Source organism: Pantoea sp. USHLN256, assembly GCF_037149875.1.
Lineage (GTDB): Bacteria > Pseudomonadota > Gammaproteobacteria > Enterobacterales > Enterobacteriaceae > Pantoea > Pantoea nemavictus.
Window position 1 is genome coordinate 79,299 of the sequence record NZ_JBBCQO010000006.1, and the last position, 17,015, is coordinate 96,313.

17 protein-coding genes are annotated in these 17,015 nt (G+C 52.4%); 7 read left to right on the forward strand and 10 right to left on the reverse strand.

The window, feature by feature from the left end; translation table 11 throughout:
* Positions 1 to 10 precede the first annotated feature (10 nt).
* The 5 genes from WFL93_RS16065 to WFL93_RS16085 form a co-directional block, all read right to left on the reverse strand.
* The gene (locus tag WFL93_RS16065) at positions 11 to 757 is read right to left on the reverse strand and encodes a sugar phosphate isomerase/epimerase family protein (protein WP_336778554.1); all 747 of its coding nucleotides are present in this window, start codon (positions 755 to 757) and stop codon (positions 11 to 13) included.
* A 124-nt stretch (positions 758 to 881) separates the two neighbouring features.
* Positions 882 to 1,907: a LacI family DNA-binding transcriptional regulator gene (locus WFL93_RS16070; protein ID WP_336778555.1), complete on the reverse strand. Its 1,026-nt coding sequence runs from the start codon at positions 1,905 to 1,907 to the stop codon at positions 882 to 884.
* 58 nt (positions 1,908 to 1,965) lie between these two features.
* Complete coding sequence (locus WFL93_RS16075; RefSeq protein ID WP_007893483.1) at positions 1,966 to 2,970, reverse strand: LacI family DNA-binding transcriptional regulator; 1,005 nt, start codon at positions 2,968 to 2,970, stop codon at positions 1,966 to 1,968.
* A 159-nt stretch (positions 2,971 to 3,129) separates the two neighbouring features.
* Positions 3,130 to 3,792, reverse strand: coding sequence for an OmpA family lipoprotein (locus WFL93_RS16080; RefSeq protein WP_007893482.1), 663 nt, complete (start codon positions 3,790 to 3,792; stop codon positions 3,130 to 3,132).
* 109 nt (positions 3,793 to 3,901) lie between these two features.
* Complete coding sequence (locus tag WFL93_RS16085) at positions 3,902 to 4,462, reverse strand: DNA-3-methyladenine glycosylase I (protein WP_007893480.1); 561 nt, start codon at positions 4,460 to 4,462, stop codon at positions 3,902 to 3,904.
* Positions 4,463 to 4,603: 141 nt separating this feature from the next.
* On the opposite strand from WFL93_RS16085, the gene WFL93_RS16090 reads away from it, so the two are divergent.
* From WFL93_RS16090 to WFL93_RS16110, 5 genes are all read left to right on the forward strand, one after another.
* A complete protein-coding gene (locus tag WFL93_RS16090; RefSeq protein ID WP_336778556.1) occupies positions 4,604 to 5,299 on the forward strand; it encodes an autotransporter in 696 nt (231 codons plus the stop codon).
* 73 nt (positions 5,300 to 5,372) lie between these two features.
* Positions 5,373 to 6,050: a hypothetical protein gene (locus WFL93_RS16095; RefSeq protein ID WP_049852377.1), complete on the forward strand. Its 678-nt coding sequence runs from the start codon at positions 5,373 to 5,375 to the stop codon at positions 6,048 to 6,050.
* A 111-nt stretch (positions 6,051 to 6,161) separates the two neighbouring features.
* Positions 6,162 to 6,698: a primosomal protein DnaT gene (gene dnaT / locus WFL93_RS16100; protein WP_336778557.1), complete on the forward strand. Its 537-nt coding sequence runs from the start codon at positions 6,162 to 6,164 to the stop codon at positions 6,696 to 6,698.
* Positions 6,698 to 7,438 carry a DNA replication protein DnaC gene (gene dnaC, locus WFL93_RS16105; RefSeq protein WP_007893471.1) on the forward strand — a complete coding sequence of 247 codons (741 nt, stop codon included), beginning with the start codon at positions 6,698 to 6,700 and terminating at the stop codon, positions 7,436 to 7,438. Before dnaT ends, dnaC begins: the two co-directional genes overlap by 1 nt.
* Positions 7,439 to 7,446: 8 nt before the next feature.
* Positions 7,447 to 8,577 carry an ROK family protein gene (locus tag WFL93_RS16110; protein WP_336778558.1) on the forward strand — a complete coding sequence of 377 codons (1,131 nt, stop codon included), beginning with the start codon at positions 7,447 to 7,449 and terminating at the stop codon, positions 8,575 to 8,577.
* Between the two features lie 52 nt (positions 8,578 to 8,629).
* Here WFL93_RS16110 and WFL93_RS16115 read toward each other — a convergent pair whose 3' ends face one another.
* A complete protein-coding gene (locus WFL93_RS16115) occupies positions 8,630 to 10,093 on the reverse strand; it encodes a sugar porter family MFS transporter (protein WP_007893467.1) in 1,464 nt (487 codons plus the stop codon).
* A 401-nt stretch (positions 10,094 to 10,494) separates the two neighbouring features.
* Between WFL93_RS16115 and WFL93_RS16120 the strand changes: the two genes are divergently transcribed.
* Positions 10,495 to 11,487 (forward strand): LacI family DNA-binding transcriptional regulator, encoded by a 993-nt coding sequence (locus WFL93_RS16120; RefSeq protein WP_336778559.1) that lies wholly within the window; start codon positions 10,495 to 10,497, stop codon positions 11,485 to 11,487.
* Between the two features lie 58 nt (positions 11,488 to 11,545).
* Here WFL93_RS16120 and WFL93_RS16125 read toward each other — a convergent pair whose 3' ends face one another.
* Both WFL93_RS16125 and WFL93_RS16130 read right to left on the reverse strand, forming a co-directional pair.
* Positions 11,546 to 12,583: an acyltransferase family protein gene (locus WFL93_RS16125; protein ID WP_336778560.1), complete on the reverse strand. Its 1,038-nt coding sequence runs from the start codon at positions 12,581 to 12,583 to the stop codon at positions 11,546 to 11,548.
* 239 nt (positions 12,584 to 12,822) lie between these two features.
* Positions 12,823 to 13,956 carry an EpsG family protein gene (locus WFL93_RS16130; RefSeq protein ID WP_007893462.1) on the reverse strand — a complete coding sequence of 378 codons (1,134 nt, stop codon included), beginning with the start codon at positions 13,954 to 13,956 and terminating at the stop codon, positions 12,823 to 12,825.
* Between the two features lie 194 nt (positions 13,957 to 14,150).
* Between WFL93_RS16130 and WFL93_RS16135 the strand changes: the two genes are divergently transcribed.
* Entirely contained in the window at positions 14,151 to 15,134 is a 984-nt protein-coding gene (locus WFL93_RS16135) for an alpha/beta hydrolase (RefSeq protein WP_336778561.1), read from the forward strand.
* A gap of 3 nt (positions 15,135 to 15,137) precedes the next feature.
* Here the strand turns inward: WFL93_RS16135 and WFL93_RS16140 are convergent, their stop codons facing one another.
* Both WFL93_RS16140 and WFL93_RS16145 read right to left on the reverse strand, forming a co-directional pair.
* Positions 15,138 to 15,578 (reverse strand): GNAT family N-acetyltransferase, encoded by a 441-nt coding sequence (locus WFL93_RS16140; protein WP_336778562.1) that lies wholly within the window; start codon positions 15,576 to 15,578, stop codon positions 15,138 to 15,140.
* A 359-nt stretch (positions 15,579 to 15,937) separates the two neighbouring features.
* Positions 15,938 to 16,969 carry a virulence RhuM family protein gene (locus WFL93_RS16145; protein ID WP_336778563.1) on the reverse strand — a complete coding sequence of 344 codons (1,032 nt, stop codon included), beginning with the start codon at positions 16,967 to 16,969 and terminating at the stop codon, positions 15,938 to 15,940.
* Positions 16,970 to 17,015 lie beyond the last annotated feature (46 nt).

Sequence of the window (17,015 nt, forward strand, 5' to 3'; positions counted from 1 at the left end):
TTTCGGCTCCTTACGCTGCACGCAGCAGGTCAACGTAATGGCGAGTGACCGCCAGCAAATCGGCGCCTTCCAGTGGGAATTCGATACCGCGTGGCGCATCGACGGGCAGCGCCTTGAGCAGCGAACGCCAGCTCTCGTCGGCCTGATCCAGCGCGATAGCGCGGAAAGTGTTGCCGTGCGGCACTGCGGTTTTAACGTGAATATAGCTGACGTAGCGGCTGAGCTGAGCGGCGGCCTGTAAAGCGTCTTCGCCGGTCCACTGCCAGTTACCCATATCGAAGGTCATATCCAGCGGCAGCGCGGCATCGCAGGCTTGATGGAAGAAGCGCAGCATCGGTGCCAGTTTGCTATCCGGCGTTTGATCGTTTTCCACCACCAGCGTGACGTTTGACGTGTTCAACACCTCGACCAGCGGACTGGCATCCAGTTCAACAAAATGCCCCAGCGCCAGCTTCAGCCGTTTGGCTCCGATATGTTCAGCTTCCTGCAGGAACTGCGCCAGACGCGGATTCAGTGCGCCATCATCCAGCCACAGCGCTTCCGGCACGGAATAGCTGGCGCTCAGCTGATGCTGGGAAATCGCATTGCCCAGCGCATGCAGCAGGCAGAGCTCATTTTCACTGAACAGCTCGCGGCGAATTTCCACGCCATCCGCACCCGCCTGTTTAATCAGCGGCAGCAGTGCGGCCTGGCCACCCAGCTCCGCCACTTTCTGCGCGCCGTATGCGGCAGTTACAACAATAATTTCTGGTTTCATCACTTTTCTCCGGGCAAGACCACATCCCATTCGTAATAAAAAAGCTAAATGGAACCGGTTCCAAAGGAAAGGTGCAGACCGCGGAATTATGATCAGGCTCACGAAGTGAGCCAAAGAAAGGGGGTTAGCGCAGCGGCTGGCTGGAGCCGCGCACGATCAATTCGCCGGAGAACAGCTGCTCGCTGATGATTTGTTCGCTGCCTTCAATGCGCGCGATGACCTGCTCCAGCGCGGCATAGCCAATCTGCCAGGTGGGCTGCTTCAGGGTGGTGATGCCGACGCCCGCCAGCGCGGCCCACTCCAGCTCATCGAAACCGAGCAGGCCGATGGATTCGCCCCAGCGCAGGTCAAGGCGCTGTAAGGCGCGCGCCACCTGCAACGTTAGCGCGCCGTTGGCGGCAATCACCGCAGCGCGTTTGCCCGGGTGGCGTTGATGGAAATCGTGCAGCAACTGTTCCAGCGCTGCGGGTTGATGCAGCGCCACTTCGGCATTCTCGGCCACGACCTGCGGGGCGTTTTGCACCGTGGCGTAGAAGGCGCGCAGACGTTCGCGCCGCGTGTTGACGCTGCCCAGTGGCTCGCTGACAAACAGCAGCGCCTGATAGCCATTATCCAGCAGATGCTGGGTGGCAATGTTTGAGGCTTCAAGGTTGTTGAGGCCAACTACATCGCAGGCAAAATCGGGGATTTTACGGTCGATCAACACCATCGGCAGCATCGACTGTTGCAGCCGATTCAGCACCTCTTCATGCATGCCAACGGCGTTCACCACAATGCCTTCAACCTGATAGCTGCTCAGCAATTGCAGATAGTGCTGTTCGAGATCGACTTCATTGTTGGTGTTACACATCAGCAGCGTAAAGCCCTGCGCACGGCAGGCCGCTTCAATGCCGCTCAGCACGTCAACCGAGTAGGGATTGGTGATATCGGCAATAATCAGGCCAATCAAACGCGTGCGGCCACGTTTCAGACCGCGCGCCATCTGGCTGGGACGATAATTGAGTTCGGCGATGGCTTGTTCGATTCGGGCTTTGAGATCGGGCGAGAGCAGATTCACTTCGCCATTCAGATAGCGGGAAACGCTGGTTTTACCGGTTTTTGCCGTACGGGCAACGTCACTAATTGTGGCTCGTGGCGGCCTGGTTTTCATTGCTTACACCTGCTGAAAAGAAACAGGCGAAGACTAACACAGCTCGGGCCTGGCGCAATCATTGTGCGTCAGAAGTGAGGCGCAGCACCGGCTGCCACAGCGTCTGAAGTTGGTTAAGTGGCTTATCATCCAGCAGTTGTAACACCATTTCCGCAATGCGCTCACCGATGCGCTGCTGTGAGAGCTGCAGAATGGCATTAACTGGCTGATCGATAATGGAGTCTGGCGGTAGGCCATCATAGACATACAGCGGAATAGCCTGCGCGCCCTTCAAACGGGCGGCTTGCTGCAGGGCAATTGCGGCACCTTCACCCAGCGTACTGCAATCGGTAATGATCGCCTGCGGCGCATCACCTTGTGCCAGCCAGGCATTGGTTTGCTGATAGCCAGAGCGGCGCGTGGCGGGCAAAGCTGCCATCAATGACTGATCGACCGGCGCCTGATGCTGGATCAGCGCATCAATAAACCCCTGGCGGCGATCGAGGGTGAAGGTTGAGAACTCATTACTGCCGAGATAGGCGAGGCGCGGCAAGCCTTGTTGCAGGCAGTGTTCTGCCGCCAGAAAGGTACCGGCATGATTATCGTAATCAATCCACGCATAAGGCTGTGGCAGTTCGCTGCGTCCCAGCGTCAAAAAGCGAAAGCCCTTCTGCTGCAAGCGTTGCAGGCGCGCATCCTGCGGCAGGGTATGGGTCAAAATCAGTGCATCCATCGCGCCGCTGCGCATCATACGCATCAGCTTACGGTGTTGATCGGGCGATTTAGCGGGCAGCAGCAGCAAATCAATATCGTGCTGAGCGAGGCGTTGATCCAGCGTCAGCAGCATTTGGCTGTAGTAGCTGTCATTGAGCGAAGCATGGCTGATGGGAAACACCAAACCGACCGCATTGGCGCGTCCGGTTTTCAGGCGACGAGCGGCATCGTTGGGGCGATAACCGCGCGAATGCGCTTCCTCTTCAATGCGTTTGCGGGTGGCGGCGGCGACATCGTCATAGCCATTTAGCGCCCGGCTCACGGTGGTAACAGAGAGGCCAAGGGTAGCGGCGATGGCTTTCAGTGACATGATAGCGTTCCGTTGATCAATTTTTGATCACGCTAGCATAAAGGAAAAGGCGGCTCTATCTGTTGCGAATTTTTTAGCTTTTTCTGACAAAGATGGCGCTAAAAGTAGCGTAAAAGTGCGATAAAAGCCGATCTGTTGTGGCAGAACGGCTCTTTACTTTTAGCCCAGTGGGCTGAGGGTGATCTCAACGCGACGGTTTTGCGCTTTACCGTCTTCGGTGCTGTTGCTGGCAACCGGATTGTCCGGGCCTAAGCCCTGGGTACGCAGACGGTTCTGCGCCACGCCTTGCAGAATCAGGCCGCTGGCAACGCTGTCAGCACGCTGCTGTGACAGACGCATATTTAACGCACGGGTGCCAGTGCTGTCGGTATAGCCGACCACGTTCACCGCGGTTTTTGGATACTCTTTCAGTACCATCGCCACGCCGGTCAGCGTATTGGCTCCCGCCGGTTTCAGATTGCTGCTGTTAGAGTCGAAGGTGACGTTATTCGGCATGTTGAGCACGATGTTATCGCCCTGACGCGTGACGCTAACGCCGGTACCGCGCATTTTGTCGCGCAGCTTCGCTTCCTGCACGTCCATGTAATAACCTGCACCGCCGCCCAGCGCTGCGCCGGATGCCGCGCCAATCAGCGCGCCTTTGCCGCGATCTTTCTTCGATGACGACAGCACGCCAACCCCTGCGCCCAGCATCGCACCCAAACCGGCGCCGATGCCCGATTTTCCAGCCTGAGATTCACCGGTGTAAGGGTTAGTGGTACAGCCCGACAGCGCGACGCTGCCGCTTAATAACAAGGTCAGCGCCAAAATACGCTTATTCATACAAAGTCCCTCAAAGATTCGCACGGGGAAAAGCCCCAAAACGGCACTATTATGCCGTTCAATTATGGGGAAATGCGTGAGGGTCAGTCTTAATTTGTAAACTTTTGCGTTAAAGATTATTGGGATGGCAGAAACAACTGGTTTGATGATCGTTAATCAAGCCGCAAGCCTGTAGAAATGAGTGGCAGGTTGTGGGACCGACGAATTTAAAACCACGCTTCTTCAGCGCCTTCGACAGCGCAATCGCAGGCTCGGAGGTGGTGGGCGCCAGTTTATAATCGGCGTAATGATGCAAAATCGGCGTGTTGTCGACAAATGACCAGATAAAGCGGGAAAAGTCCTCTCCGCTCGCTTCCAGTGCTAATAATGCGCGCGCATTGTTGATGATAGCTTCCAGCTTGCCACGATGGCGGATCAGGCCGGCATCCTGCATCAGGCGCGCCATATCGTCTTCATCCATCAGGGCCACAGCATTGGCATCAAATTCATGGAAAGCGCGGCGGTAATTTTCGCGCTTTTTAAGCACCGTAATCCATGAAAGCCCAGCCTGCTGGCCTTCGAGGCAGACCATTTCGAATAAGACTCGCTTATCGGTTTGCGGTACGCCCCACTCTTTATCGTGGTACGCGAGGTAGAGCGGATCCTGAGTTACCCAGCCACAACGTTGCATTGCTTCACTCCCTTAGCAGATGAAAAAGTGGTAGTTCCCTTGACGTTTTACAAAATCGATTAATAGTTAAACAAATAGTGTCGATAAAGATCTCATAAAAAGATAACGCCTAATCTCTTCCCGGCTCGTCAGGAGTCTTTCATGTTGCAGAAAAGTCAGCGGACAGGCCAGCACAAAATTGCGCTGGCTTTTGGCGGTTTGTGGCTATTTTTTCTGGCCGGGAATGCCTATGCCTTTGATCAGTCAGGCCAGAATAGTGCGCCAGATTACAATGCGATACTTGCCGAAAAGATTTCCAGTAATCATCTGATGTTGACAGAAAACGCGGATGCCAATTTGTTTGATGCGGCCCTTAATTCTCCCAACGACTATGCCATAGTGATGCACAGCGAAAGCGCCAGCGTCGGGGCCGCGCCGTTTGTAAATCGCTACTCGGCCGGTTGGTCGATGCCGATGAGTGCAGCGGTGAGCACCGGGCCAGTGGCACAGTTCGCGGTGGATGATTCAACGTTGAGCTGTCCTAAATGTGAACGGGTTGATAGCAATAATGCCGAGCATATTGCGTCATTAGGCTGGCGCGTGGATTCCAGCCTGGGCTGGATATCGCCGTGGGCGCAGGTGAGTTATAGCCATCTGGTGAATGAAGAATTCCCATCACCCAGCCGCGAGCGTGCAGAGGATATCAACGGTCGTGACAACAATTGGGTGGATGTCAGCGTCGGTGCCAATCTGCCGCTGGGGCAAAATATGGCCGCCTTCGCGTCGTTCGCGCAAACCGGTGCGGTCAGTAACGGCGAGCAGTTTATTTATAGCCTTGGCGTCAGCGCCAGCTTCTAATCGGCATAAAAAGAGAAGTGTTAAAAAGTGAGGTCAATATACTAAGCGCGCTAATCATTACTTTGGTCACAATATGCGCAACAATATTATTCTTATTAGCCGTGAAATTACGGCATTTATCATCAGTGGATTGGTGCTGGTTTTCTGTATGGCGATGGTCTATATCGACGTCAACTGGATGAACGATGCACTGCACGAAACCTCTTTCACCGAAATCACGCAGGAGGTAATGCTGCTGCTGATCGCATCCTGCTATTTCCTCTGCGCCTGGCAACGGCCGCAGCAGCGCAGCGTGCTGATCCTGGTCGGCGGTTTTTATAGCTGTATGCTGATTCGCGAGATGGACTTCCTGTTCGATTTCATTAGACACGGATCGTGGCTGTGGTTTGCGCTGGCGACAACGGCTGCCAGTCTGGCCATGGCATTGCGCCAGCCGCGTCAGATTCTGCCCGGTCTGGTATCGCTGGTTCAGCATCGCAGCTGGCAGATGATGGCCGCAGGATTACTGGCTGTGCTGGTGTTTTCGCGCTTATTTGGCATGCATCAGCTGTGGGAACATCTGATGATGGACGGTTATAACCGCGTGGTGAAAAACATGGCGGAAGAAGGCAGCGAGATGTTCGGCTACAGCCTGTGCCTGATCGCCTCTGCACGCTATTTGTGGCAAACCCGACCACAGCCTGTCTCGGTTCAGGCACCGCAGGTTTCACGCCATGTGAAACACGCTGAACCGCTGTCTGCATCACGCTAATACCTGCGACCTTTTTGGCGATCCCTTGCCCTAAAACAGGTACACTTACCGCATAACGTCGGGCTGAATATGCCGCCCGACGCATCATGCTGGTTAACGTCAGGTTTCTTCATGTCAGTCAAAATCTTATCTTCAACGTTGGTGGGGCTGGATGGCTTTTGCCATGACCCGCTCGCGGTGCTGCAGCAGGCCGATAATGGCACGCTGGCGGTGCTGCATAACAATGCACCGGCGTTTTATGCGCTGACGCCACAACGTCTGGCGCAGCTGCTGGCGCTGGAATCCGCCGCGCAGCAGCCTAATGATGTCACGCTGGATGAAAGTCTGTTTCAAACGGATAGCGCGCCCATCGCCACGCCGGTTGGCAAGTTCGCGATGTATGAAGGCTGGCAACCGGATAGCGATTTTCAGCGGCAGGCAGCCATCTGGGGTGTGACGCTGAGTGAACCTGTTACCGCTGCTGAGCTGGCGACGTTTATCGCTTACTGGCAGGCGGAAGGCCGTTTGTTCCATCACGTGCAGTGGCAGCAGAAGTTAGCACGCAGCGTGCAGATGAATCGCGCCGCCAATGGTGGACAGCCAAAGCGCGATCTCACGCAAATCAGTAATACTGATTATGATATTCCCGATGGATTCCGAGGTGAGTAATGAAAACGCCGAACGATCTCTTTAGCCGCCTGAAAAAAATGATGCCGTCCGAAGTGCAGCCGAAATTCAAAAACGGCGCGGAGCTGCTGGCCTGGAATCAGGAGCAGGGCCGCTTGCGCTCGGAGGCGATTGTGCGTGAAAACCGCGCGATGAAAATGCAGCGCATTATGGGGCGCTCTGGCATTCGTGAGCTGCACATGAACTGCTCGTTCGACAACTATCGCGTGGAAAATGATGGGCAGCGCAAAGCGCTGGCCATGGCGCGCGAATATGCCGCCGGATTTGAAAATAGCATCTCCAGCTTTGTTTTTTCCGGTCGTCCCGGCACCGGAAAAAACCACCTGGCGGCGGCGATTGGTAACGATCTGATTATCCGCGGCAAAAGCGTGCTGATTGTTACCGTTGCGGATTTGATGTCGAGCATGAAAGGCACGTTCAGCGGCGGTAGCGATTTAACCGAAGAGCGTCTGCTGCACGATCTTAGCCATGTCGATCTGCTGGTGATCGATGAGATCGGCATGCAGAGTGAATCGCGCTATGAAAAAGTGATCATTAATCAGATTGTCGATCGCCGCTCATCGTCGAAACGTCCAACCGGCATGTTATCGAACCTCGATCCCGCCGGGATGAATTCACTGCTGGGTGAACGTGTGATGGACCGTATGCGCCTCGGCAACAGTTTATGGGTGCGCTTTGACTGGGAAAGTTATCGCAGCCGTGTGCGCGGTGACGAGTATTGAGGGGTGCTATGAAAGCAGCCGGTAAAGGTCCAGCATTACTTCGCCTGAATAACCTGAAGCGGGTGATGACGCAACTGCGTACCACCCGCATCACCTCCCGCCAGGATCTGGCATTAGCGCTCGAACTGAGCAAAAACACCGTTTCGTTGATTGTCGATGATTTGCTCGAGCAGGGGCTAATCAATGAGCTTGGCCCGGTGAGCGTCGCCACCGCCGGTCGACCCAAAATCGAAATTTCGCTGCGCGCAGAAAAGTTGAAAAGCGCGGGCATTATGGTGGAGCGCCAGGCGATTCACTGGCGCGTCTGCGACTATTTCTCGCAGGTGATTGCCGAACAAACCTGGCGTACGGAAACCCGCGATCCCGAACATCTGCTGCATGAGCTGGTGGAAGTGTGTCAAACCCTGCACGCCGCGCATCCTGAATTACTGGGCGTCGCGATTGGCTTCCCCGGTATCATCGATCCGCTGCGCGGCTGGGTGCATTTCTCCGCCCATCTCGGTTGGCAGGATGTTGATATCATCACCCTGCTGCGCCGCGAAATTCCGCTGCCGCTGCGCATTATGAACAACGTGAAAGCGGCAGCGCTGCTCTCGGTACAGCAGCTCGAACTGGACAAGTCGCAAAGCCATTTCTATTTGCGTATCTCAGAAGGGCTGGGCGGTGCGCTGGTGGAGCAGGGTGAAGTGTTCACCGGCAGCAGCTGGACGGCGGGCGAAATCGGCCATCTTACAGTGCAGCCCAACGGCGAGCGCTGCAGCTGTGGACGTCTCGGTTGTCTGGAAACGCTGGTCAGCAAGCCGGCGATTCAGCAGCAGCTGGCTAAGCGCAAACCTGGCCTGCGCTGGCAGAACGGTGAAAGTGAGCCGGAAATCTTGCAGGAAGTGATGACGCAGGCGGGCACCTATTTGGGCACCGCGCTGAGCCAGGTGATGCAGCTGGTCAATCCGGCCAGCATTATTATTGATGGGCCGTGGAATGCGCAGCCGGCATTTGTGCAGGCGGTGCAGCAGGCGGCGCAGTCCGGAACGCTGGCCTTTACCTTCGCCCACACCGCGCTGCATTTCCTGCCAATGCGTATCGATCCCGCTAACGGCTTAGCGCTGGCGGTGATTGAGCAGTACGAACGCCTGAGTTAAAAAGGGCGCCATAAATGGCGCCCCTTCAGGTCTGTTGCCGCATGCTTAACAATTAATGTCTTGGAATATCAAACGACTCGCTCGGCTTGCCAGTTGCGGTGCTCTCCGGCAGGTCCGCTTCGACGTTAAATTTGCGCAGTACCAAAGCGTGGATCTTCTCGAGTGACACGCCCGCCGTTTCTGGCAAATAGCGGAAGGTAAAGAAGTACATTCCTAGCGAGAAGATGGCGAACAGCAGCAGCGGGAAGCCACCGTGGAACATATCCAGCAGCATCGGGCTGCTGTTCATGATCGGGAAGGTGCTGCTGATAACAAAGTTGGCCATCGACATCGCACAGATGGAAATCCCGACGCAAATTGAACGAATCTCAGTCGGGAACACTTCGCCCAACACCGTCCACACAATCTGGCCCCACGTCATACCGAAGAAAATCATATAGGCGAACAAGCCCACCACCGCCAGCATGCCCGGTAAATGGTAATAGAAGGCGATGAAGGAGTAGGTCAGGCACACGCAAGAGGTGATGGCGCCCAGCAGCAGCAGCTTACGACGACCCACTTTATCGATCAGCATCATGCCCACCAGTACGCCGATAAACTGACAAATCGACAGCCAGAAAGTTTGCAGCAGCGCTGAATCGGTGCTGCCCGCGACGTTTTTCAGCAAGGTTGGCCCAAAGTACTGAATTACGTTGATGCCGCTAATCTGGTTACCTACCGCCAAACCGATACCGACAATCAGCAATGGAATGGTGGTCTTATCCAGACGCAAACGCGATTTGTGTTGCTGCGCGGTTTTATCAGAAAACGAATGTTTGATTTCATTGAACACGCTCTCGGCATGCTCGCGGTTTGAGATCTTGGTCAGCGTATCCAGCGCTTCATCATATTTGCCTTTCAGCACGTTCCAGCGCGGTGACTCCGGGATAAAGGCGATGAACAACATAAACAGCGCACACGGCACCAGCGCCGTCGCGAGGATGTAGCGCCAGCCCATGTTGATCATCACATCCGGCAAGGTGGATTTGGTGATGAAGTAGTTAGTCAGCAACACCACCGATTGACCACCGACGCAGCACACGGCATACAGCGCGGTGGTACGGCCACGAAACTTAGAAGGCGACAGCTCAGCCAGATAGATCGGCGAAATCACCGACGCCAGGCCAATCGCCAGGCCGCCGATCATGCGGAAGATGACGAAGACGGTGAAGTTATGGGCGATTGCCGTGCCGACCACCGAAAGGGTAAACAGCAGAGCGGTGATGGCGAGGGATTTTTTGCGTCCCAGCTTGTCGCTGAGGCGCGGTGCCATAAAGCAGCCGACCAAACTGCCGAGCAGAATGTTGGAAACCGCCCAGCCTGTTTCGGCAGGCGTTAGCTGGAAATATTCACTTAAGGGTTCGATTGCCCCGGAGATAATGGAAGAGTCATAACCCATTAGCAGACCGCCAAATGCCGCGACGGTACAGCAGAGAATGACATACTTCATGTTGTAGCGTTTTTGCCTGGTATCCATTGTTATAGCCCCTTGTCTCTACGGCCTGAACATTACTTGTTCAGAAAGAGGTGTTATGTAGGTTTCGATGTTCAACTTTTATGCACGCGAGGTCTTCGCTATGGAATATATGTTCTAAATGATGGTTTTTGGATCATTTTTTCCGAAAAGTGTGAAGGGGGTTGCGAAAATTGCTGATTAACTGGTCAAGGGAAGTTATATAGCTCAATGAATTGATAGGTTTTTCATCAACTCACTTTGTAAGGAGATTGCAAAAGTTGCGATAGAATAGAATTTTCATTCTGTTGGATGCGAAAATTTCCCTTTTTATTTCACCCGGCTGACCGCATTGGTGCGTTTCATTTTTTAGCCATCAACGGGCATAATACGTTGATTCTCAGCCCCTCTTTGCGGACGCCGTAATGAAAACGCAGCGCATCACTCTGGACGATATTGCTACTCTGGCGGGCGTCACCAAAATGACGGTCAGCCGTTATTTACGCACGCCAGAAAAGGTCAAAACGGAAACGGCGGAGAAAATCGCGAGCGTAATCGCTGAGATCGGCTACGTCGCCGATACCGACAATGTGGCAGCGACCAAACAAAATCCGCCGCGTATCGGCGTGTTGATCCCTTCATTTAATAATCAAATCTTTGCCGATCTGCTGGCCGGAATCGAATCGGTTACCAGCGCGCACGGCTATCAAACGCTGGTGGTCAATTACGACTACAATGCGCAGCGTGAAGAGGAGCAGATCGCCACGGTGCTGGCTTTTAATATCAAAGGGTTAATTCTGACCGAATCGGTACACACCGTGCGGGCGGAGAAGTACCTTAATGCCGCGAATATTCCGGTAGCGGAGGTGATGGGAATAACGGAAGCGAATGGCCGCATCAACGTTGGCTTCGATAACTATCGCGCCGGCTACGATATGACGGCGATGCTGCTGGCCAGCGGCAAACAGCGCATTATCTATTTTGGTTCGATGTCCGATCGTCGCGACGAGCAGCGCTATGCCGGCTATCGCGATGCGGTGGAAGCGGCCGGTTTGCCTGCCGGCCGTATTGTGCCGAATAAGGTCTCTTCGGTATCGATTGGTACCGGCATGATGACGCTGGCGCGCCAGCTCTATCCAGAGATGGACGCGATTTTGTGCACTAATGATGATTTGGCCGTTGGCGTGCTGCAGGAGTGTCAGGCAGTAGGAATTGCCGTGCCGCAGACGATGGCGATTGCCGGTTTCCACGGGCTGGATATTGGTCAGGCGACGACGCCCCGACTAGCCAGCGTGATCACACCACGTTTTGAGATGGGCAAGGTGGCGACGGAAATCATCCTGAAAAAGATTAATCAGCAGCCGACTATTGAGCAGGTGAATTTGCACTACCGGCTCTCAATGGGCGCGACCATCTGAAAAAACAAAACCCGCTTCAGGCTGCACCGGAAGCGGGTTTTTTTACAGCCTGACGAACTCAGTCGCGCGCTGTGGTGGTTGGAACAATCGGTGGCGGCGTATGATGCGCGCGCTTCAGGAAGCGACTCTCCAGCACATTCCACGAGGTGTAAGCCAGCGCCAGCGTAATCACAATGGTTAGCAACAATCCGACAAAGGCGTTGGAATCGTACACGCCAAAGTGCTGCAGCACCTGAATAATCGGCCAGTGATAGAGATACATACCGTATGACAAATCACCGTATTGGCTGATCTTCACCTCTTTGCACAGATTGGTGCAGAACAGGATCACCACCGATGAGAACGCCACCGGCTCGATGATGAACGCATAATCGGTGCTCTTAAACAGCAGGAACAGCACCAGCGAAACAATCGTAATCTCTTTCAGGCGCTCAAAAATGGGCTGGTGGATCGCCAGCAGGCTGCCAAAGAAGAAATAAGACGACAGCGAGATAAATTGTTTAGCCAGCGTATCGGCTTTCGCGCCGGTATACACCGAAGTGAAGTAGAAGAACCAGGCGCAAGAGATAACAAAAATCACGCCCCACACTTTCAGCGGATTTTTCTTCATCAGCGGCACGATAAACGGCAGCAGCACATACAGCGTCAGTTCGGCCTTAATGGTCCACAGCGAGCCATCCATCGGCTGGTTGGGATTACTGGTGAACACGCCCGGTAACGAAGCCTGAATGAAGTTCAGGAACGAGAAGTTAGCGATCAGATACTTGATGGTCTCTTTGTTCTTCAGGAAATCCATCAGTGGCAGCGTGGTTAGGCACATACCGATGACAAAACACAGAATAATAACGAATATATACGCCGGTAAAATTCGTTGCGCGCGTTTAATAAAATAGGATTTGAGCGATTTACTTCTTAAGTAACTTTTCGCAATAAGAAAGCCACTTATTGCGAAAAACCCTTTTACTGCAAAGTCACTATTTAGAAAATGAGCAAGAAAACGAATGTCAGTATTCCGTGTCACCTCGGCGGCATGCACCAGCATGACGATAAAGGCGAGAGAGAATCGTACTATATCAAAGTTGTTTTTTTCGTTCATGTCTGCATTCTTACATTGAGTGACGAAGCGCCAGTAAAGTCATTAAGACTTCGCGTGAATAGATAGTTAGGAATATTCCGACCTCTGCTGGCACAGATGTAACCTATTAGAGATTCAAACAAAGCAAAATGCAACTGCTGCCAGAAAGAGGCAAAATATTCAGAATTTCGCCATGCGTCTATAAGTCTTATCTTATAAATGTGGAAACGCTAACTGTCATCAGTTAGCGTTTTCTGGATCTAGCGGAAAATTTTGAAGCTTTGTGAAACCTGATAACCGGTAATCGACTGCTTGCTGGAAACAGTATTGTAATAAAGGTAATACAACACCATTAATATCGTAATTGCCACGGCAGCGATTTTCTTTAACTTTTTACATTCCCAAATACACAGGGAGATCAGTACCGGTTCAACTTGTAATAGATAGTTTGCCAAACGCCCACCAGAAGCGTAATCCTGCAGCGCCATCCTCAGACCACTACCAATTGCGAAAGTAATCACCAGAATGTAGTAGGTGTTAAACTTCTCAGCATCAACGTTCTTAATTTTGTCGCTCAGCAGAACAAAACTAAAAATAAACACAAAGCCGATGTTTTTCAGGTTGGAGAGGGTAAGAATCCCCTGATCCTGGGTTGAATCCTGGTTGGCATAGCCCATTGCCCTGTCGCCTAAACCGCCAAGATGGCTGGAGAGCAAGGCAATCAGCGCCGAACTGCCCATAAAGGCAAGCGGTAGGCTGGCCAGCACGATAAAAATAGGAATGTATTTATTTTTTCGAACAATCATCGCCAGCGGAATAAGGATGGCAACAATCGCGGTCGCATGGCTAATAAAGGAAAGAATAAAAGTGGTAAACATCCCGGATTTACTGCGGCGGGACATATGATAAACAAAGCCCATCAGGAAGGCTGAACATAAACCGAAGCGAATCTGGTTCATGTCTTTGTTGATAAATAAGTGTGCGGAATACACGGCCAGCGCTACCAGCGGCAGCGGTGTGAGCTTGCGGAAATAGTGGGCGTTAACGCCAACCGAAATCACGGCAAAGACAAAGATGAAGATATCGGGATTCGCCGTAAACAGACGGGTGATGCCCGCAATGGCGTAGATAGCGGGTTCGTAGCGGAACTCCTCTACGGTGCGCCAAAAGCCTTCGATAACAATTTTATCAACAAACTGAACAAAGAAGTCACGATACTGGAAGTCATCCAGGCCGGTTCCCAGGCCACGAATACCGCCGAAAGTAAAAAGTACTACAACGGCGACAAAATAAAGATAGGTCCTGATTTGTGCTGTGTTTTCATTTTTACTTAACATGGTTTCGACAATAGCGACGAAACTCAGGCTAAGACTTATGATCCAGTAAATTCCCATGGTCACATATTCTTATAGTTTAAAATTTACTTATAACATATGGCCTTGGTAACGTAAACATGAGAAAAGTCTAATTTTTACTGGCCCGGTATTATATTGGTGCCACGAAGTAATATTATTTGCTAACGTTCCAGGATAAATCTTTTCCCCCGGTTTTATTTTCGATATCTCATGGGTAAGTGTAATGTAACAAAGTGCGCGGCCCGTGGTTGCGAACTGTTTTTTGTCACTGTTTTTACTCAGGATTTGGAGCCAGCGCAATGAAGTTTCCACGATTATCAGTTCTGCTTTTTATGCTTTATCTTCCTGCATCGTTTGCCAATAAGGAAATTCCTATCTGGCCAAAGGAAATGTCAGGGAATAATAAATTTATTAATTTTAGTAAAAACCCAGCCAGTAATAATCGCGCTGTCACAAATGTCGAATCTCCAGAAATGATTTATGTTCCCCCCACCGGAAAGAATAATCATTCGGCGGTGCTAATCATTCCCGGTGGCGGTTTTTCTTATATTATGAAAGATCTTGAAGGTTTGGATGTGGCAAAAATATTGAGCCAGAAGGGATATTCCTCTTTTGTGCTTATTTACCGTATGCCGCACGGCGGTTCTGAGGTTAATCGCAATAACGCTTTTGCTGATGTACAGCGAGCAATGCGGCTGATTCGTAGTAATGCCGCTAATTATCGCATTGCGCCTAATCAAATTGGCGTGATGGGCTTTTCTGCCGGAGCTTTCCTCGCGGCCAACGTCAGTAATAACCCGGATGCAGCTAACTATCCTGCGGCTAATGCGCAGGACCAGGTTTCAGCGCGTCCGGATTTCACCGCGCTGATCTATCCGGTGGTATCGCTCAAAGAGGGAGTCACCCACGTGGGGACGCGCGCGGCGATGTATGGCAAAGATGTCACGCCTGAAGTGATTGAGCAAAACTCACAGGAAGATCGCGTCACCTCCCGTACGCCGCCGACTTTCCTCGCCCAGGCGCTAAACGATGGCACCGCCTCACCACAAAACTCGCTACGCATGTTTGAAGCGCTGCGCAAAAACAAAGTGAATGTGGAGATGCATCTCTTCCAGCAGGGCGGACATGGTTTCGGCACTGGCCAGAAACAGAATATCCCCGCCAAAAACTGGCCGACGCTGTTTAGCGACTGGCAGGCAAGCCTGGTCAAGCCATAGCGATCACGGCTGGTAACGCAGGTGCAGCAGGGGAAAGGGATTTCCCTGGCCATCAAGAGGTGAGCGACCCATAATGACAAATCCCTGACGCTGATAAAATCCTAACGCCTGCGGGTTTTGCTCATTCACATCCAGTTCGTTGACGCCAAGGTGTTGGGTGGCGTAGCGCAACAACTGCGTCCCAACGCCCTGCCCAAACGCCTGCGGCGCGACAAACAGCATCTCCAGTCGGTTTTCCGCTACGCCGAGAAAGCCGACAATGGTGTGCTGCTCATCGCGGTAAACCCGCAGCTCGACCATCGGTAAATAGTGCATGCGCACCTGCGGCCGCAGCGCGAGAATATCGGCTTCCTGTAAGAAATCATGCGTTGCCCGCACCGATGCCTCCCACACCGCAGTTATCGCCTCAAAATCACACTCTTGTGCCTGATAAATTCCCGTCATCTTTTTCTCCCTTTTTTTCTCATAGGCTTTGCACTCAGATGCACAAGCGACAACGTTAGATTGGTGAAGATGCCAGAAGGCGCTTTCACCGTCATCAAACCTTGTACTGGCAGTAGAGTTGTCTGGCGGCATGGCGATGCGTGAAACTTTCACGACCCCGCTGTTTGAAGAGTGCAGCGCTTTTTTTCGCGGATTACCCGAAAAGTCACGGTATCGGTTGGATGGATTAGCATGGCTGGCTCCACTATTCGCAGAAGAAGCAAGGTGACGGAGAGGGGTGGGGAAGTAAAGCGTTGGCGCGTAGAGTTGAGCAGCGCAACGGCTGCATGCGGATCAAGCCACTCGGTTAAACGCGGTGATCATTTTGATTTTTTAGTGTTTGGTTGCCATTGCAGCAGGCTGGCAATGTTCTTTTCTCCTTCTGACTCTTTCAAACGACGCTGTTGTTCAGCGAATTCACCGTATTCAGCCTGGGCTTTTTCATCGGCCATTCTCTTACTGATTGAACCCGCACCTTGCAGCACATCACGATCGTTAAACTGTAGAAATTGATCAAGTTTGCTCTGCCAATCGCGGAGGAAAACGTGCTGGCGACGGCGCGCCTGGTCTTCGGCAAAATCCAACCACATCGTGACCACGCGATTGAGTTCACTCACTTCATCCTTAACCAGATAATTTTTAGCCACGGTCACATCGCTTCTGCGCACCTCTTCACCTTTGAAACTCGTCAAACCCATATGAGGTTGGCTGGCGTTTGCGCGCATATGAATCAGCTCGGCTGCGGTATAGCCGGTGCAAGCAAAGTGCAATTTATTCTGGATAGTTTGGAAAAACAGCGTGGTCTCTTTGAGAGAAGGTTGATAGTCAGCGGCTAAGGCAAAAATTTCGCGAACGCGTAAATACATCCGACGCTCACTGGCGCGAATGTCGCGAATACGCTCCAGCATTTCATCGAAATAGTCAGGTACAGCAGATGAACCCACGGACGGATTTTTCAACCGCTCGTCATCCATCACGAAACCTTTGATCAAATACTCTTGCAGGGTTTGCGTTGCCCACTGGCGGAACTGAGTACCGCGCACCGAACGGACGCGATAACCGATAGCAAGAACCATGGGCAGGCTAAAGTACTGGACCTGGTAGTTTTTCCCGTCATTGGCAGTTGTTCGGTAAAACCGAACAACTGAACTTTCGACCAACTCACCCTCTTCAAATATGTTCTTGATGTGTCCGCTGATGGTTGCTTTGGCTTTGTCATAGAGTTCGCACAACATTGCCTGAGAAAGCCACAAGGTTTCATTTTCAAAGCGACATTCAACGCGTACTTTGCCATCTGCGCTGGCGAACATGACAAACTCGCCAGCCGGTGATGTTGGGTGCTCTTCTGACATATCGCCTCCACGTTGATAGGACTGAAATCAATCTTCGTTGCGTAGT

Excerpts from the sequence above, each read along its gene's own strand:
- WFL93_RS16065 (WP_336778554.1), bottom strand. The coding sequence starts at position 757 with ATGAAACCAGAAATTATTGTTGTAACTGCCGCATACGGCGCGCAGAAA.
- WFL93_RS16070 (WP_336778555.1), bottom strand. The coding sequence starts at position 1,907 with ATGAAAACCAGGCCGCCACGAGCCACAATTAGTGACGTTGCCCGTACG.
- WFL93_RS16075 (WP_007893483.1), bottom strand. The coding sequence starts at position 2,970 with ATGTCACTGAAAGCCATCGCCGCTACCCTTGGCCTCTCTGTTACCACC.
- WFL93_RS16080 (WP_007893482.1), bottom strand. The coding sequence starts at position 3,792 with ATGAATAAGCGTATTTTGGCGCTGACCTTGTTATTAAGCGGCAGCGTC.
- WFL93_RS16085 (WP_007893480.1), bottom strand. The coding sequence starts at position 4,462 with ATGCAACGTTGTGGCTGGGTAACTCAGGATCCGCTCTACCTCGCGTAC.
- WFL93_RS16090 (WP_336778556.1), top strand. The coding sequence starts at position 4,604 with ATGTTGCAGAAAAGTCAGCGGACAGGCCAGCACAAAATTGCGCTGGCT.
- WFL93_RS16095 (WP_049852377.1), top strand. The coding sequence starts at position 5,373 with ATGCGCAACAATATTATTCTTATTAGCCGTGAAATTACGGCATTTATC.
- dnaT (WP_336778557.1), top strand. The coding sequence starts at position 6,162 with ATGTCAGTCAAAATCTTATCTTCAACGTTGGTGGGGCTGGATGGCTTT.
- dnaC (WP_007893471.1), top strand. The coding sequence starts at position 6,698 with ATGAAAACGCCGAACGATCTCTTTAGCCGCCTGAAAAAAATGATGCCG.
- WFL93_RS16110 (WP_336778558.1), top strand. The coding sequence starts at position 7,447 with ATGAAAGCAGCCGGTAAAGGTCCAGCATTACTTCGCCTGAATAACCTG.
- WFL93_RS16115 (WP_007893467.1), bottom strand. The coding sequence starts at position 10,093 with ATGGATACCAGGCAAAAACGCTACAACATGAAGTATGTCATTCTCTGC.
- WFL93_RS16120 (WP_336778559.1), top strand. The coding sequence starts at position 10,495 with ATGAAAACGCAGCGCATCACTCTGGACGATATTGCTACTCTGGCGGGC.
- WFL93_RS16125 (WP_336778560.1), bottom strand. The coding sequence starts at position 12,583 with ATGAACGAAAAAAACAACTTTGATATAGTACGATTCTCTCTCGCCTTT.
- WFL93_RS16130 (WP_007893462.1), bottom strand. The coding sequence starts at position 13,956 with ATGGGAATTTACTGGATCATAAGTCTTAGCCTGAGTTTCGTCGCTATT.
- WFL93_RS16140 (WP_336778562.1), bottom strand. The coding sequence starts at position 15,578 with ATGACGGGAATTTATCAGGCACAAGAGTGTGATTTTGAGGCGATAACT.
- WFL93_RS16145 (WP_336778563.1), bottom strand. The coding sequence starts at position 16,969 with ATGTCAGAAGAGCACCCAACATCACCGGCTGGCGAGTTTGTCATGTTC.